Source organism: Novibacillus thermophilus (genome assembly GCF_002005165.1).
Classification (GTDB): domain Bacteria; phylum Bacillota; class Bacilli; order Thermoactinomycetales; family Novibacillaceae; genus Novibacillus; species Novibacillus thermophilus.
This window is the reverse complement of sequence record NZ_CP019699.1, coordinates 1,509,939-1,526,288: the sequence shown is the minus strand read 5'-3', so window position 1 is coordinate 1,526,288 and position 16,350 is coordinate 1,509,939. Positions and strand designations below refer to the sequence as shown.

General features: G+C 43.9%; 21 protein-coding genes. All 21 read right to left on the bottom strand.

The features are described 5' to 3' along the window. Positions 1-57: 57 nt before the first annotated feature. The 21 genes from B0W44_RS07675 to B0W44_RS07560 all read right to left on the bottom strand — a co-directional run bounded on the left by B0W44_RS07675 (position 58) and on the right by B0W44_RS07560 (position 16,349). Positions 58-321 (bottom strand): hypothetical protein, encoded by a 264-nt coding sequence (locus B0W44_RS07675; RefSeq protein ID WP_149026955.1) that lies wholly within the window; start codon positions 319-321, stop codon positions 58-60. A gap of 129 nt (positions 322-450) precedes the next feature. Continuing rightward, entirely contained in the window at positions 451-867 is a 417-nt protein-coding gene (gene ssb, locus B0W44_RS07670; RefSeq protein ID WP_077719553.1) for a single-stranded DNA-binding protein, read from the bottom strand. Positions 868-920: 53 nt separating this feature from the next. Then, entirely contained in the window at positions 921-1,673 is a 753-nt protein-coding gene (locus tag B0W44_RS07665; RefSeq protein ID WP_077719552.1) for a hypothetical protein, read from the bottom strand. Between the two features lie 335 nt (positions 1,674-2,008). Next, entirely contained in the window at positions 2,009-2,908 is a 900-nt protein-coding gene (locus tag B0W44_RS07655; protein WP_077719550.1) for a hypothetical protein, read from the bottom strand. Positions 2,909-3,810: 902 nt separating this feature from the next. After that, the gene (locus B0W44_RS07645; RefSeq protein WP_077719548.1) at positions 3,811-4,602 is read right to left on the bottom strand and encodes a hypothetical protein; all 792 of its coding nucleotides are present in this window, start codon (positions 4,600-4,602) and stop codon (positions 3,811-3,813) included. 44 nt (positions 4,603-4,646) lie between these two features. Further along, positions 4,647-5,492 (bottom strand): S1 RNA-binding domain-containing protein, encoded by an 846-nt coding sequence (locus B0W44_RS07640; protein WP_077719547.1) that lies wholly within the window; start codon positions 5,490-5,492, stop codon positions 4,647-4,649. A gap of 137 nt (positions 5,493-5,629) precedes the next feature. Next, positions 5,630-7,279 carry a type IV secretory system conjugative DNA transfer family protein gene (locus tag B0W44_RS07635; RefSeq protein ID WP_228441588.1) on the bottom strand — a complete coding sequence of 550 codons (1,650 nt, stop codon included), beginning with the start codon at positions 7,277-7,279 and terminating at the stop codon, positions 5,630-5,632. A 9-nt stretch (positions 7,280-7,288) separates the two neighbouring features. Beyond that, entirely contained in the window at positions 7,289-7,801 is a 513-nt protein-coding gene (locus B0W44_RS07630) for a hypothetical protein (RefSeq protein WP_077719546.1), read from the bottom strand. A 3-nt stretch (positions 7,802-7,804) separates the two neighbouring features. Continuing rightward, positions 7,805-8,017, bottom strand: a complete 213-nt coding sequence (locus B0W44_RS07625) for a hypothetical protein (RefSeq protein ID WP_077719545.1) — start codon at positions 8,015-8,017, stop codon at positions 7,805-7,807. 127 nt (positions 8,018-8,144) lie between these two features. After that, positions 8,145-9,167, bottom strand: coding sequence for a replication-relaxation family protein (locus B0W44_RS07620; protein ID WP_077719544.1), 1,023 nt, complete (start codon positions 9,165-9,167; stop codon positions 8,145-8,147). A 344-nt stretch (positions 9,168-9,511) separates the two neighbouring features. Next, positions 9,512-10,117 (bottom strand): hypothetical protein, encoded by a 606-nt coding sequence (locus B0W44_RS07615; RefSeq protein WP_077719543.1) that lies wholly within the window; start codon positions 10,115-10,117, stop codon positions 9,512-9,514. Between the two features lie 13 nt (positions 10,118-10,130). Further along, positions 10,131-10,529 carry a hypothetical protein gene (locus B0W44_RS07610; protein ID WP_077719542.1) on the bottom strand — a complete coding sequence of 133 codons (399 nt, stop codon included), beginning with the start codon at positions 10,527-10,529 and terminating at the stop codon, positions 10,131-10,133. Positions 10,530-10,771: 242 nt separating this feature from the next. Then, positions 10,772-11,854 (bottom strand): ParM/StbA family protein, encoded by a 1,083-nt coding sequence (locus tag B0W44_RS07605; RefSeq protein ID WP_077719541.1) that lies wholly within the window; start codon positions 11,852-11,854, stop codon positions 10,772-10,774. Continuing rightward, on the bottom strand, positions 11,835-12,518 hold the full coding sequence (locus tag B0W44_RS07600) for a hypothetical protein (RefSeq protein ID WP_077719540.1): 684 nt from the start codon (positions 12,516-12,518) through the stop codon (positions 11,835-11,837). The genes B0W44_RS07605 and B0W44_RS07600 overlap by 20 nt, the downstream gene beginning before the upstream one ends. Continuing rightward, positions 12,515-12,994: a DUF488 family protein, N3 subclade gene (locus tag B0W44_RS07595; protein ID WP_077719539.1), complete on the bottom strand. Its 480-nt coding sequence runs from the start codon at positions 12,992-12,994 to the stop codon at positions 12,515-12,517. Before B0W44_RS07595 ends, B0W44_RS07600 begins: the two co-directional genes overlap by 4 nt. Then, complete coding sequence (locus B0W44_RS07590) at positions 12,991-13,218, bottom strand: hypothetical protein (protein WP_077719538.1); 228 nt, start codon at positions 13,216-13,218, stop codon at positions 12,991-12,993. Before B0W44_RS07590 ends, B0W44_RS07595 begins: the two co-directional genes overlap by 4 nt. Before the next feature lie 66 nt (positions 13,219-13,284). Then, entirely contained in the window at positions 13,285-13,533 is a 249-nt protein-coding gene (locus tag B0W44_RS07585; protein WP_077719537.1) for a hypothetical protein, read from the bottom strand. A gap of 230 nt (positions 13,534-13,763) precedes the next feature. Beyond that, positions 13,764-14,171, bottom strand: coding sequence for a DUF4320 family protein (locus B0W44_RS07575; protein WP_077719535.1), 408 nt, complete (start codon positions 14,169-14,171; stop codon positions 13,764-13,766). 98 nt (positions 14,172-14,269) lie between these two features. After that, positions 14,270-14,491 carry a hypothetical protein gene (locus B0W44_RS07570; protein ID WP_077719534.1) on the bottom strand — a complete coding sequence of 74 codons (222 nt, stop codon included), beginning with the start codon at positions 14,489-14,491 and terminating at the stop codon, positions 14,270-14,272. Positions 14,492-14,616: 125 nt separating this feature from the next. Next, positions 14,617-15,426 carry a type II secretion system F family protein gene (locus tag B0W44_RS07565; protein WP_077719533.1) on the bottom strand — a complete coding sequence of 270 codons (810 nt, stop codon included), beginning with the start codon at positions 15,424-15,426 and terminating at the stop codon, positions 14,617-14,619. A gap of 23 nt (positions 15,427-15,449) precedes the next feature. Continuing rightward, entirely contained in the window at positions 15,450-16,349 is a 900-nt protein-coding gene (locus B0W44_RS07560; RefSeq protein WP_077719532.1) for a type II secretion system F family protein, read from the bottom strand. Between the last annotated feature and the right edge of the window lies 1 nt (position 16,350).

The following is a 16,350-nucleotide window of genomic DNA, read 5'->3' as shown; positions in this document are numbered from 1 at the left end:
ACTCGTTTATCTGCCCGGTGGAAGGCGTGTTGTTATACAGTATCAACAAAAAGTGCTTTAGGCGTATCCTTTGGTAATTCCGTGAACAACCCATTGCCTTTCTTTTTCAGGATGGTTGCCAACCTCAAATATGACGCCCCACAAACCACTTTCGTACTCAACCCTCAAAAAGGGCATCGTCCCGTTCAGTTCGGTTTTATTTTTTTCCATGACCTGACCGAGTATTTGGTTGAGTGTTAGGTATTCGTGCCCCTCGTTCTCATCCCAAACTAAGTCATCTTTGTCATATCCAATTATTTCTGTCATGATCCTTTCTACCACAAATTCCCCATCAACCTCATCCCATATACGAAAAGGGTTTCCACACATTTTCTCAAACCTCCCCATTTTGTCTCAAAGTTTTGGGTTTCTTTTGCCCGTGGCGCTTTTGATATTAATAATTACACCCCATCAGAAGGGGAGTTCATCGTCTGAAATGTCTAACGACTCTGTTTGGCCACCAAACGGATCGTTGTATTCATCCGATGTGTTCGACTTCTTATTGCCATCTTTCGGCTCCAAGAACCGAACATTATCAGCGACAACTTCCGATAAGGTTACTCGGTTTCCATCATTCCCGTCAAAAGAACGAATTTGTAAACGACCATCTACTCCGGCTAAGCGACCCTTTTTTAAGTAGTTCGCACAAGCTTCGGCCAAATTTCTCCACGTTACGATACGGATGAAATCAGCCTCACGGTTTCCATCACGATTGGTAAACGGGCGTTCCACCGCCAGTGTAAAAGTAGTAGTTGCTACCCCATTCGGCGTGTAACGTAGTTCCGGGTCCTTTGTCAAACGTCCGACTATTACAATGCGGTTTATCATCTTTTTCGTCTCCTTTCCACCCTTAGCGGGTGACCGTCTTTTTTGCCCGACGGTTAAGCTTTTTTTTGTGTTCTTTCTTCGACCGAAATCGCAATCTCCTTAAATACATCCAAGACGGCTTTTGTCTCAGAAGGGGTGAGATTTGCGATTCGATCGACAAGTTGACGAGCAGCCACCGACCATTCCGGCGGGTTAGGCTGCCCATATATATGAAAAACATCGGGCAGCAAATCGTGTCCGATGTCTCTTGAACGTTCCTCAATGTCGTGAATGGCTGCGGCGTATTTCCCGGTTTTAATACCGGCAAGAAGCCGCTTGAAGGCCTTTCGTTTTTCTTGCTCCTGAAAGGCTTGCCAATCTTCCCATATCTCGTCGCACTTTTTTCGTGCGAGATACGGATCAACTTTGCGGAACTCTATCATTCGTCCTCGTATATCCGGGTCATAACCAATCAGCTTTAATTGGTTGTACGACAATGTTTCAAATGGATGACGAGGCGGACGTTTTTTAGTTGAAATGCCTTTTTCCTTTTTTATCCCATCAAGTACATCTTCCGCCGTTCTGCCTTCAAGTTTGGCGATAAAGTCTACCACACCGCCATTTTCGTGACAGTACCAGCATTTGTAGATGTTCTTTCCGGGATTCGGATTAAGGGAAAGATGGTATTTACGCCGTCGTCTCCCTTTGTTCGTTTCATCTCCACACCACGGGCAGATGAAACGAACCTCATCTTTGCCTAACGTTTTTTCGTCAACGGTAAGGCCCTTCTCGAGTGCCACATGGACGATGTTAGGCAGAATGGACATGTTCCTTACCCCCTTCATTCTCTCCAAAATCAGGAGGGGTACCAGGGATGGGAATTTGTATCCATTCGGGGGAAAGGACAACGTCTTTCCGTTTGATGACAAAGTTCTTATCGCTTAAATCAATCCACCACAAATGCTTCTGAAACGCCTTATAAGCAAGGTATGCATGCTTACAAGACCGTTTTCTGAACTTGATCTGGGGACAATCGTGTGCGATAATAACTTTGTCTTTAAACAGGGAAATACCTATGAGGTATTCCCCCGTATGTGATGAAGACGAGATGGACAAAAAAAGTGTCCGCTCGTCTTCTTTCTTTTTGAAGGCGGCGAGAATTCTAGGCACTGTGTACCACCTTCAGTTCTTGAAGGACGAGTTTACCTTCCTTTTTCTCGGTCTCGATGTAGCAATGTGCGTTCTCCACCAGACTTTCAGCAACTTGGTCAATGTAATCGAACATATCGCCAATGGCATAAACCTTTGCCTCGCGTTCCCCTGCTTTGAATATTAGTTCGTAGCATGGGTCTCCTGCCTTCGTCGCTATAGCTTTCATATCAACGAATTGGGAATTGGGCTTTAATTCACTCTCATCCTTTTGAGTGGATGATTGGTTGTCCTTTTGTTTGAAATCAACCACATTATCGGAATCCGACTTTTCTTTTTTATTTAATTCGTTTTGTGCTTTCTTGGCATTTTCAATCTCTTCAGCACTGGCGATGCCGGTGCCGACAAGACCGTAGCCTAGAAAGCTGAGTGCCCGGCCAACCGCAGACGTTTCTGCATTTTCGAGCGGATTCGTTCGATCCACCCCTTTTCCTCCAACGTTAATCATCACCGAGCCTGTCGCTGATCCGAGCAATTCGGATTCGACGGTGACTGATAAATACTTACCGTTGTCGGATATCTCAGCAGGAAGAATGTTGAGTTTCTTTCCCGCCTTTCTGTGTTCATCACGCGCCATCTGCACTCTTCCGTCTACTGTGACATACGGGAGAGAGATGGTGACATATGTCCCCTTATCAGTCCCCCAGAGACGTAGCTCGCGGGCCTTTTTATCATTCCCAATCATGTTTTTCGAGAACAACTTTACACCTTGTTCAAGTCGCATCAAAAAATCATGGTATTTCTCAGGAATGCGTGCCTTTGCCTGTTTGTACAGGGTTTCAGCTCGATCATGTTCCTCCTTCGCTCGTTCAAGGACGAAATCTGGGGTTTGTTCATACTCTTGGTATGCCATTTGGCATCCTCCTTCTTTTTTAAAAAGTTTTATATAAAAAAGACGCACTCACCCTTTTGGGTAAATACGTCTTTTTTTTGAAACTGAAGAGACCGCCCTTAAACCGGAACGATCTCCCATCCTTTCTCGGCTACCTTATGGATAATTCTCCCATTCGGTAGCTCCTTTTTTTCGCGGCGGTCGTTATGAAAAATGTAAACCGCCGGAGTCTGGATAACCCGGCCCGTGTTGTGCCTGTCAGCCAACTCGCTATATCCAGACTTGCTGGCCAACAGCCCTAATAGCACGGGAACCGGACTAGCGAATACGAGGGATGATACATCTGAACCCTCATATTCGTCTGCTATCCTCTTCTGCTCGTCCAAGGTCCACCCATGTTGGGGGATGGGACGAGTAATCCAACCCTCCTGAAATTTTTCGTTCAGCACACGCTCCTGATCAGGCAGAAGTGTGTGCTACTCGTTTAAAAGCACTTGTACTTTAGACATGTAAATCTCCTCCTCTAAAGGTTTTTTTGAAAAACAAAAAAAGCGCATTAATCCCCTTTAAGGGAATCAATACGCCTTTTTCGTTAAGATACTGAAACCCATTTTTCCCCATGCTCAACTAAGCATAGATTAAATGGATCTTTTCCAGAACTACACCATTCCCCTCTATGTCCTGCTAACCAATCACGGCCGGGACTAAGGGGAAACCATCACTGAACATGTCGCGTTCAATGACCTTTGTGCCATCCTCGTCTGCTCAGTCCAATATGGACTGGGGCGTACATGGCCTTAACCTTGCATTAATAGCAACTCCCGTAACTTTGTACGGTTGCAAAGTTAACAATATAACACAATCTACATTTAGATTACGCCACTTTTTTTATTGCGTCAAGAGAGATTTTTTTCGAAGAACTGCTAACCAATTAACCTCCCTCCTCTTCCTGTTTTCTCCGACTGCATGTCTCTTCGAAAAGACGGATTAATCTCACGGATCCATCCCTCTCCCTTGCGATACGAATAAAAACTTTCACTTAAATCCGTTTTCAACAGGTGGTAGTCCACTGTCACCCGAATCGGCACATCTGTTTCTAACTCTGCAAGTTCAGCGGCATGTGAGAGCCTTTCAACGACAATTAGTGTACGCATTTTTTCATCATGATAGCGAAAATGATGGATCACTGGTTGTATGGATCGGCGAACAATTGCTACTCGAAAGTCTGACGACATACTTGGAAACGACAGTGCACCGTCAAACGGAAAAGGAAAAGGGAGCAAGGATACCTGCATCCCTAATTCATGAAACCGTGAAAGAAACTGCGCCATCACCAGCCGTTTCAACACGAATTCTTTGTCTACTTTGTCTTTTTCGAGAGGCTTAAACCCTTTTCGTTCAACAATGGGAGGACTTAATGTGTAAAACGGAATTATGCGATCTGTTTTTTGATCGTAAAGAAAATGCTGAGTAATCACGTTCTCGTACTTCAAAACAGTCACAAGCTTTTTTCCCACCCGAATATTGTGCGGCTTCAATAGTTTGGCCAGCTGAACCTTTGTTGCACACCGAAGTTGATACAGTTGTTGAATAAGCAACTTTCTAGTTTCCATCAAGCGGAGGTTTAGCCGTTCATCCGGGCGTTTACGCCACACAATTCTATAATCATGGGTTATCGAGAACGGGGACTGATACCCTTGTGGTTGTCCATCCAATACATACACCCTCCTTTTCCTAGGAAATCCCCGGGATTCGGGGATCAGAGCCTGCGAACAATTCTTCCGCTTATCCTTTGCTTCATCGGATCCACATGTCGTACTCTAACAAAGACGTTATCGCCTTTGCCGACGGTTCCTACCCGTGGATGTGTATGGGGAGCAAGACAATCCACACCTGGTTCCAAGTTGACAAATGTCCCGTATTCTTCTTTCCCTGAAACGGTCCCCGGATAAATCCCCCCCTCAACGTACCGTTGCATACAATCCGGCCACGGGCTTGGAAGGGCGGCTTTTCGGCTGACAGTTAGCTTTTTCTCCTCCTTGTCAAGCTCCGTTACGCGCACCTGTATTCGTTCCCCTCGTTTGAATTCGCCCCTTAAATCATCAATCCATCCATGACTGACCTCCTCGGCGGGAAGTGTGACTGGAATGGCGCCTATGTCCAACACCATCCTTTTCATATACACATCCGTAATTCGCGCTTCAACCTTCATCCCTTCCTGCAATTGATCCCACGTCAATCCCTGCACGTGTTCTACGCCGGCTTGAATGGAGGCAGCAAACTGACGACTTTCCCTATCCAAAGCAGTGACCTTAAAATAAACATCTTGTCCAATTAAACGGCTAAGCTGCCTGGCGTTCTCACATCCAGAGTGTTCTAATGGAATGATTCCTTTAATGAGATTGTCGATCATGACCACACCAACGGTCTTACCCTGAACTTGCTCAATCCCGCTTAACGGATTAATCAGAACGGAGTTATTTTGACGCGCACCATACACCTTTTCCCATGCTTCTTTTAGTTGTTGTTCGCGAACATCCTCATCACTCTCGTGTACAACTTTTAACGTTACGTCTGTTTCTTGTAATACCTTCGTTGTCATCATTCATTCGCTCCTTTTTTAGTTTGATACTCCCCACGGATAAATCCGGGGGTTTTACGGCTGGCCTTGGTAAAGCAGTGATGATTGTTAGTACGATCAGCATTTTAATTTTCGTGGTGAATAATCCCCTCCCTATCTAGTTAAGTCCAAAACGAATCTTCCTCTGCAGCTACAACCGGCTCTCTCTTCTTCGGTTCCGTCTGTTCATCTAACGGTGTAGGTGCGTCATCGGATTGTTCTTGTGTGGCCACTCTTTCATATTCGGCCTGGGGTATTTCCGGTTGAACGTCTTTGATCGAAAATGTCTCATTCCCCATCTCTCCTTCCGGTTCTGTGGATACTTCATTTGTCTCACCCGGTTCATCGTACATCGCCCAAACGGATTCCTTTTCCACCTCCTCTACGTGGTCATCATCCTCCTCATCTGCTACCGGTCGTTTTTGGAAGAGAAGTTCCTGCAATCCCTTTAATCTCCTTTTCACATATGCCCGCGCCCCTTCTTTTTCCACTGTCGAATTGCCATTCAACCGTTCCTTCCAATCTCTTGGGACAAAATCGCCCTTTCCCATCCTGGGCTCTGTTGGCGTTCCGTTTTGGAGCAATTTATAAATAAAATGAAAACGCGGCATTCCATCCATGAGCCGCGTGTAGTAATACCTGTACTCTTCCTTCTCTGTATCCCGATACGAATCAGGAAAAATCGGGGGAACGAGAACGCGGTGTTTATAAGTCGATTGTCTCTGCACCACCCGATCTTTCCCAAACTCTTCGGCAAACTCTTTTGCGTCGTTTGCAGATAACCCGCCAAATGCAATTTTATTTCGACATGATGTCATGATCGCCTGTTTCATCGCGCGTGATGAAATATTGCCGGACTCAACCTCAAGTTGACCCAAGGATTGAATCGCAAAAATACCTGCAGTGCGATACTCAGCCGCTGCCGATAAAAATCGTTCCACATCGGGATTGATATATCTCCCGTACTCATCACAAATTAAGAAATGCGGCACACGTGTTCTCTCAGTACCTGGACGGCGAAATGTAGCGTTTTGTAGATGCATAATCACAAATCTTCCAAACGCATCTCCCGCAGTTCCCAAGCGTCCCATTTCTGTGTTGACGGCAAGGACGCCGCCCTTTTCCATATGTTCATCCAAATCAATGTCCGATTTACCGCTAATAACCCGTTTCAAGTATTTATTACTTGATATGTTTTCTAGCTGTGCGCGAAGACCAATGACAAACTGCTGATATTTTTCCTGATATTGCCCAAGCAATTCATTCTCGAAGAAGTCCACCAAGTCGGTGAATCCTTGCTCGGCCTTAATTTTTTCGACTTCACGCCTTAACAGTTTCGGGTCGCGCAAAGTACGGACTAGATCAAGCAAGTCGATGTTATCCCCATATAACTCTTTTAGCAGTTTAGTAATGTTTCTAGCAGAGAGCTCCTGTACATGGGAAAAAAATGCTTCCTGCCGACCAAACATGGACTTGAGTACTGCGACCGTCGCTTCTGCCACATCATCTGTTTCCCCTTGCATAACGTTTAATTTGTGGCCGTTTTCCTTTAAAGGGTCAATATATACATAGGGAATACCCATTCCTTTGGACATTTCCGCGACCATCTCAGCAACGTCGCCTTTCGGCTCTATGACGGACAATCCTAGCTTTTTCCCGCGCGCCTTTTCAAGCAGCATTTGATAGATCATGGGCTTGAGTATCGTCGCTGTTTTGCCGCAGCGCGAAGGACCGACAATGAGCATGTGCGTGAACGCATCGTCTCCCCCCAACGTATCGCTTCACTCATCTTCTTGCACCACCTCCCCTAATGTGAAATAAATTGTCTCCTGTTCATTGTTATTATCCTCCGACACGTTTTTAAGGCGTCCTAGCAACCGCTTCCACACCTCGGCATACGGTGCAAATACTTCCATTTTCCGCACTTCACGGGTACGGCCTTTAGATCGTTTGAAACTGTAAAAATGGCGGTGATAGGCAAATATGATAAAAACCGTCATGCTAAAACCTATTACGATGAAAATTCGGGTGACGACGATGGGTTCGATAAACAGGGAATGCGCCTCCCATGTACGGTATACCCATTCCCCGAACGTCCAGTTAAAAAAAAGCAGTGTGGCCACCAAAAAGCCATATGCCGGTACCTTTTCGATACTCGCCTGGGCAAAGAACAGGATTATGCTTAGGATTGCAAGACTGACGGGTATCCAATATGGGATGTTTGCAAAGCCGGATAGTATAATCACGTTTCCGATCAGTGCCAAAGGCCAACCAATGCGACTTGCGATCTTCAACCTTCATTCACCTCCGTTCTTGGAGATTGATATCCTCCCCTCCTTTTCGGTTTTTTTGGTCTTTCCAATTATTCCGTAGCGTATCCCCACCCACAACGCTGCGCTCGCAATAGCGATAGCTGCAAATGTTTCCCCAATCTCTGTCCATATGGCAATAAAAGCTCCAATTACACCAACAACGAGTGATATGATCAAGAGCATTCTTACCACACCCACCCCATGCACCTCCTTATCATGTAGCTATCAATTAGACAAACAAAAAAGAGGACATCCCTTTGTATCGTTACGGGGAAATCGTAAATGTCAAGATAACATGGCGAATAAATAATAATGATATTCATTCTCAATCAGGCAATGTGTCCAAAACCCCCATTTCCAGCCATTCAAATTCAATATGCGGATATGCACGGTACGCCTGCTCAATTTCACCCCTTTGGGCGGACCATGCAAATACAAGCACTTTTTTGCCATCGCGGATATAAATGTCCCGGTTGTATTTCGTAAGTGAGAAATGTGTCATCAGATCCCCTGTAAGAAGTTGTGCCACATACTTATCCTCGCCTTTATGCCGAATAACGTACTGATAGGGTAAACGGCCACCTTCTACTTGTCTTACCTCACCAAACATTGTGTACAATCTCACAAGGGAAGCCTTTGTTCTTAGTGATCGCAATATTTTCACCCCGTTGGCAAAAGGCAACACATTCAGTGAACCCCCTACAAACACGTTCATTTTTCTCGCGCGGTCCCTCACCATTTCATAACCCGATTTACCTCTACAAAAGACAATATGGGATGGCAAGCGGCTATTCCCTATCTCCGTTACTATTTTGGACGCGGTATGTTCAGCAGGGTTATCGGAGACGATATATATACCAAACTTTTCTCCATCTCCACTTATGAGCATCCCCTGTATCAAGTCGGCTCGATTTAGTTTAAATTCATTTTTTACTTCTCTTCCACCCAATACTGTCCAACCATAATCACGTAGTTGCAGATAAATATCGTTCGTTTCTACCACATAGCGTAAATGCGGACCTTTAATCTGTATATTTTTCGCCTGTCGTACTGGTCTCTCAATAACACCCTCACGTAATAAAACACGAATTCCTTTATCTGTTATAAAATAACAAGACGTTTGTTTACGCCCATGTTCTACAACTAACGGGCGACTATTGATTAGTCCATCTTTCCTCAGTAGATACATACGTTGGTATCCATATCGCTTCTTATCAAAATACCACTTTAATACCTGTTGCGTAGTTAACGTTCGATACTCATACAAGTCCTTTAATATATTTAAATCCCGATCCGTAAAGTTCACTATTCCTGTCTGCAAATCGTCAAATTCCCATTCTTCAATCAAATCCTTCCCTCCTACTAAATGCTATCTGGGACCCCGTATTTATATACGGTTTTTTGTATTCTTATACGTTTGCGTTCTTGTTACGTTAGGACGTAGATATGGGAGTCTATCGCTGATAGCCTCCCATATTAACGGAAAAATTGTACTAAGAATCATCTTCCCAACAAACGCTGTAACATCAAGGGTTTAAAGACAATATTTCATGTGAAAACTACATGGGTAATTTTAATAATATAAATAACATCATAACCCCTGATATCATTGCGTTTGTGTCGTGTGAAAACAGATATGAAATCATTTAATGAGTTCATATTTAAAATGGTGACATAGTTTTCACATGGATTTTAGCCTGTTTTTGAGGTGTTTAGTCCCCTAAACAATTGCATCAATTCATGTATATCTTTTGAATATCCAACGAATACTTCTACACTGCTTTCCTTTGTTTTAATCGCCTCTTCCATCAGGGATAATTCCTTCCAATTGTCGTCCCCAATCACTTGGGCATGCCTTAAACCGTTTATAATATGGCTTCTATTCCTGTTGTCCAAGTCGCGAACGGTTAAATCCTCAAAACAGTGAACGATAAGCACACGTGCAGGGATATATTGTTTCTTTAGCCCTTTTCTATTCGCTGCCTGAACGGTTGACCTAATATAGTAATCCCTCACCCTTTGCCGGTACCTCGTACTATCCCGATCCTTTTCATCCGTATAGAGCGGCAACATCCCGGGGTATGAGAATTGCAAAATTTCCTTCCCGCCCACCGTATGCGTTGTAATTTCACACATAGGGTGTTCTTGCAGGGCGAGCATCGGATCGCCATACAACCTTGATTGCAAGTCAGCATACTCCCGGTACATATCGAACCGCGCCATTTCGAGTCTCATAATAATCTCGCGGAATAACTCAACACGTTCTTGTTTTTCTTTATCTGTATACGTAAAACACATAAGCCAATCCCCCCTAAAGTGATATATCACCAAGTGACATGCCCAGAAAACCCACATTTTCCGAAAAGCCATCCCGCCTCTGTTCCTCAGTCCTATTTTTTGATTGTTCAGCCTTGATTCCTGTTTCCTTTAGCGCAGCTACTCGTTGATTTAATCCATCTAATTTTTTGGATAATACTTCTATACCCTCATTTACGGCGTCTATCCTTCCGTTGTAACCATCGAGTTTATCAATCAAATCCTGGTATTGATTCAACAACATTTCAAGCATTTGGCCCTGTCTCTCAAAAGCGCTTTTATAATTAAGGGTAAATTCCACAGCTTCGTTTAAAAACCGCGTCTTTTCGCCCCTCGCCGTCAACGTTTCGAGATATGGTTGCACTTTCTCATTTGGGCGAAAACCTACGTACATATCACCACCCCTTATTGTTTAATAGCTTTAAGGTTGTCATGACAGCATTCGCCTTCTCTTTTCCGTTTTTATGTTTAACAAGTTGGTGCGTGCCACAAAACCGTTGTTTAACAAAAACTAAAAAACAGCCCTTTAACCCAAGCGTAGCAAGGTGTTAGGCTGTTAAACACGTTTGTTTAACAAAGGATTGATAAAGGTACGAAAAACCTTGTAATCACGCGGTCTACATTGTTAAACAAGACCTATCCGCTAAAGGATATCGTTTTTTGATTATCATTTCGTTCTTGCCGTTCTTGTATTTCCATAAGGTGTAACATTCCCCTTGCTTCTGACAGTTGCGGGTCGCTTACAATCTGTATTTGTTTTGACAGTGAATGCCTATCAAGCAAATGTCTAACATCTTCCGTTGTTCCACCTGCAAAAAAGATTTTACGAATAAAGCCTACCCTATTCCCCCACCGATTTTGTAAATTATCTAAAACCGTTTGCGTTATATTCCGCTTGCCTTTTTCAATCACCTCCGAAAAGTCATATTCCATGCCGTCATAGAACACAAAGCCGTCATTGTTTATAATGTCCTCAGCATCTATGACTGAGATGGGCGAACCTACCTTTTCCTGAAAGGCCCGTTGTACCATTCGTCTAATTTCCATTGCCCCGACATCATCCAACGTAAACGATAATTCGGACTGAAGATGAAAACCATCGCCGCTTTTGAACACAACAACGTCGGCTGTCCGTGTACCCCAATTAACGAGTGCAATCAAATTGCCCCTTCGCATTAATTCCGGGTAACGAAAGGCGCCATTCGGGTAAAGCAGGGCATCGTAAACACTTGTTGCGCCTTGGGCAAAAATCGAAACGCGGTCAAAAGTGATACGTCTTTCATATCCGCTATCTTTAAACTGTACCCTTGCATCAAAATCGAGCAGCAGACGCTTCATTTCCTTTCCCTGCGCCTTAAAATGTTCGAAAGGTAGTCCAACCCCTACCCACAATTTATCGCCCTCAGAGGACAAAATAGCGGCCGTTGTAGCAATTAGTACGCGCGTATTTAGATGATTGACTTTATTCCTGTCAAAGGAATAGGAAGCATTTCGACTTTCCCTTGCTAAATCTCCAACAAACAAGGTATGTGCCCCTTCATTGTCCTCATACGCTATTTCTATTTTTTTTAACGATCCCGCATCGCCCCCACCGTTTAATACTCCCTCCATGAAACGATCATGCGCTGGTGCGACAAGGGAAGGAAAACAGACCGCATTTTTATATGAATCAATCCCTTTTAAATAGCCGTATCCCGGATCAATTGCTATTTTCCGCATTATTGTTACCCCTCTCTTTTGTTATTTGTGCCTCATACGATACGGATATGCCACCTGTGTAGTTAACGCCCATGACAAGTGAGCGCAACGTTTGATTTTCCGGATTAACCTCCACGTAAATTTCGGGCACATCCAACGGCAATAACTGGTCAGTACCTGTTATTGCAGCAACAGTTGGCGTAAAGGGCATTTCCCCTTTCGCTTGTACCAGAATTTTGTAGACGTTTTTTGCATGCGTTGTCGATATATGCACATCGAAGTCTTGGAGAAACTTCACAAACTCAATGGGATTATATGTGAAACCAAGACCCAACATTTTTAAATCCTGTGATGTTGTCTTTTGCCAATTTGCGGAGTTAGGTAATTTCACGTACAGGCTATCGCCTTCTTTCTTCACATCCGCTTGAGAATCAAATCCCATCCCTTGGGTATCAATCGCCACCCTATATCCATCATCGTTGTGTACCCCGTTATATGTGGTGTGGATTAAGCTGCCGCCACCTTCATTCCGCACAATAAAAGAACCGTGCCAACTGGACGGTTGCTCAAGTGTTTTACTAATTATATACTTTACTGCTTCACCCGCTTCTTCATTGGCTACGTTGCAGGCGGTCATTAATGTGAGAAAGAGAAAGATAGTACAGATTGTTAGAGTGCGTCTCACTGTTCCCCGTCCTTTGCAACTGTTTCGATTGTTAATTGCTTTATGTTGTTATTCTCCCTTTGATATAACAATTCTTTTCTTTGACGCCGCTCGTCTTTTCCTTGCACAACGGCAATCCCTCGGTCACTCACCCACTCCCCAATAATTTGCTTATGGCAATGCTTTTCATCTGCACAATAGCAAGCAAAGGCAATGTTATTTCCTTCGTTAAGCCGTTTGAGAAGGTGTTTGATATATGTTTCCTTTAGCGGCTGCTTTAGTTCTTCACGATACTGTTTAACAAAATCCGGCCACTTCCTTGGCCATTTCCGTTCCCACAACCACTGTTCGCGTTTTTTTATCAGTTTCTCACTTGGCGACAACTGAGGGACACTAACCCATCCGGGAGCAATTCTATTCGTCACTATGGCAAGTAAATTAATGTCCTTGTCCGGCGGATCTTTATCGACATGGTAGAGGTACAACTGTCCTTTCATTGGATTAACATCACACCGTCTACCTTCTGTTCAAGGTAGCTAAATATTGTCTGCTTGCAATCTCTCTTCCCCTCGATATAACCGTCTGCGAACCCCTCTCTGTAAACCGCATAAGTGTGATGTTCGATCATTTCTCGAAGGATATCCTCCGCGCGTTTTGGCGTCACGTGACCTTTCTCAACATCGGACAACAATGACGGTATACCTTTCAAGTTTGCGATCATTACACACATCCTCCCACTATAAAATAAAAAAGAACCCCTCAAAAGAAGCGGGGCAAGATAGTATTTCTACTTATTGATTTCCTCTAGGATTTTCTTCACATTCTCTAATGTTTCGTTATGGACTTCCAGATACTTGATCCCTTCCTTAGGAGACATGCCGAGGCTTAACGATTGTTCGCGTATAATCTTTATTGCCTCCCTCACTTCAAAGTAACCGTGGCATTTATCCGTTTCTAAGTTGTATACGAATGGGTCGTGCAAGTTAAGAAAGTCCGGTACAATTTCTACGTCATAATGAACTTTTTCATCGAACATGTGTGTAGCAACTCCTTATCTTGTATTGTACCGGTATCGTACAACGGAATTGGCCGTTGTCAACTTTCCTCATAAATTGCCTTCGCACGATTCCCTGCCAAAATGATGATTTCTTCTCAACAACTAACAAATTGTACAAAATATTTTCAGCTTGCGATACAGTTATACGGTTGTTTTGCAAATCTTTGAGTACGTGGACAATATTCTCTTTTACGACCACAAGATTCACCTCACCCCTCCTGGCGAATATAGACTTGACTCGCCTGTACCTTTTGCGCCACAATCGGCACACTTAACACATCCGCAAGCGCACGTCCCATCGACTCTCCAAAGATATTAAAAGCGGTAATGTGATAATCACGTGACATCTTCAAATATACCGTTTCCGGTGCCCCTACCCGACCGGATGTATGTTCCACTTCCCACCGATCAGGGTCTAGCTTTTGACGTGCCAATTCGTTTTGTATAGCATCCGCAACATCTGCCGACCATCCACCCTCAATTGCCATCCGTTCCACGGCAAAGTCTGCCACTTGATTGGCTTTGAATGTGATTTTCGCAAACTGGATCATATCCGGCATCAAAAAGAAGAAAAAGGCCAGGATTGTAATAAAAACAACGTATTCCACTGCTCGCATTCACTCGCCTCCTTTCAAAAAAAATCCTTTCACTTATACATAGAAAAGACAGGGCAAAGACTCCTCTCTGCCCTGCCACATATCATACAGTGATTATTTTATTCCCATCCTTCGATAATGTCGGGCGGTGTGTCGGGGTCAAGGCCTTCAGACGTATCTGACATATCGCCAAGAATGTTGTGAGCTGCCGGTTTTGTGTAGGTCATGACTAACCACACAACTCCAATCGCTGCGAGTAATCCTCCCAAAATCATCATCGCTGTCGCGGTTACTTCGGAAACAGAGTCCTCCGCCCGCACCCAAGCTAATACTTTGTTCATTAATGTCACTCCTTTAATTTTGTATACTCAAACTAACTAAAAAAAAAGCCGTTACACCAGACCGGATTGACGGAGGTGAACGACTGTTCGAAATATCTTTATTCAATTTTCAATACACCTTCCTTTTAACTAGAAAACCCACTAAAAATCTGAATAAAGTTGATAACAAACACACCTAAAGGAATAGCCAAAATGAACCCAAAGATACCGAGCGAGATAAAACGTACCTTGAGTGGCTTTTCTTTGATCGTCCTTCTATTTTGAAACTCCCTCATCTGACGCATCACGTTGGATTGGGTTGTAAATATTTCATCTGCCTGATCAGGGTTCGTTGCCGTTGCCTGCCACATCGCCCGTACAAATTGCTTGGCTTCGGGAATTCCCGCATATGCCGCAAATCGTTCCAAGGCAGCCTCTTCGTTCATCGTGTCAATGTCTGTTGACAGTCGTTCCAAATCGTTTTGCAACGCCTTAAATTGTGTCTGACTAACCGCCTGTTTGATGGACTGGTATGGAGTCAATCCTGCACGTAACAGCAAGATAATCAGATCAATGAACTCGGGTAATTCCTCATACAGTGCTTCCCTCTTAGCTTTAATCGCCTTGTTTATATGGAGAATGGGGAAATAGTAAAAGAAGCCGGCAATCCCCCCGCCAAAAAGCAACCAAATCGGATGCCAAAAAACAAGAGCCAATACAATGAAACTCACAAGGGATACTCCAGCGAGTAACCATTGACGCGCTTTTAAATCCTCCGGGGTATCGTCTATTCCAAGTCTTTCAAATTCCCACTCTAGCTCATCTTTGAAACTCTGTTTTACTTGAACTCTATTTTTAACCCATTTATAAATCTCTTTGTGGGACTCCGCTTGTTTAGGTTGAATATACAGAGCCAATAGCCCGGTAAGAAGCACAACAATGGCAATCCAAAACATGTGTTCATCCCCCCTTTCTTAACCTATACCTGCGTAATTTTATCGACACGGTAAACACTCCACGCCATATACAAGAGCATTCCACCTATCACAATCTCACCTAAAATCGTTCCAGCGAAAGACAAGTAAAAATCCGGTTGAGTAAACCGAAAGAGCAATAAGACTACAGCTGCCACAATTAACAAGAATTTGTGTTCCTGCCTTGAGTCGGCAAGTTCCGTTCGCATTTCCGCACGAAGTAATCGGTTTTGTTGAATCACATGGGCGGTATTTTTTATGACGTCACTTGCATCTCCGCCGGATCGCTCAATGATTTTCATCACTGTAGCAAATGTGTCAAAACCCTTAACTTCAACTTCCTGTTGCATCTCATCTAAAATATCGTTTAATGGCCGACCACTGCGGTAATCAAGAGCTGCCCGCTCTACCATGCTTCTAAGCGGTTCGTCAACATCATGACTTGCTTGTGACAACGACATCGCAACATTTTGATTTAAGCTGTATATACTGGCAACAGATGTAATAAGTTGTTCCACCTGTTGTTCCATATAGTCACGATGTTTGTACTGTTTCTCCCTGAGCAAAAACCAAGGAAAAGACAACCCTATAAAGGCACCCATGACAGTCGCCATCGCACTTCCCAGAATAAAACCAAACAAACCTCCGGCAAATGCACTTCCGTATAACAAAAGTGGGGCGAACATAGAGATGTTCCACCCCACCTTTTTAGCTTCCAGTATCAATTCACCGGCATTCACATATCGCAAAAGGCTGATGGGTAACACAAGTCGCGAATTTCTTTTATTCCTTTTCCCTTCGGGACGCGCAACCGTCTTCCAAATATTCTTTCTATCCCGAGGTACGAGTAGGAACACAAGCAAGAACAAACCTATCGCAACGATCACAAACATCATTTCAATCATG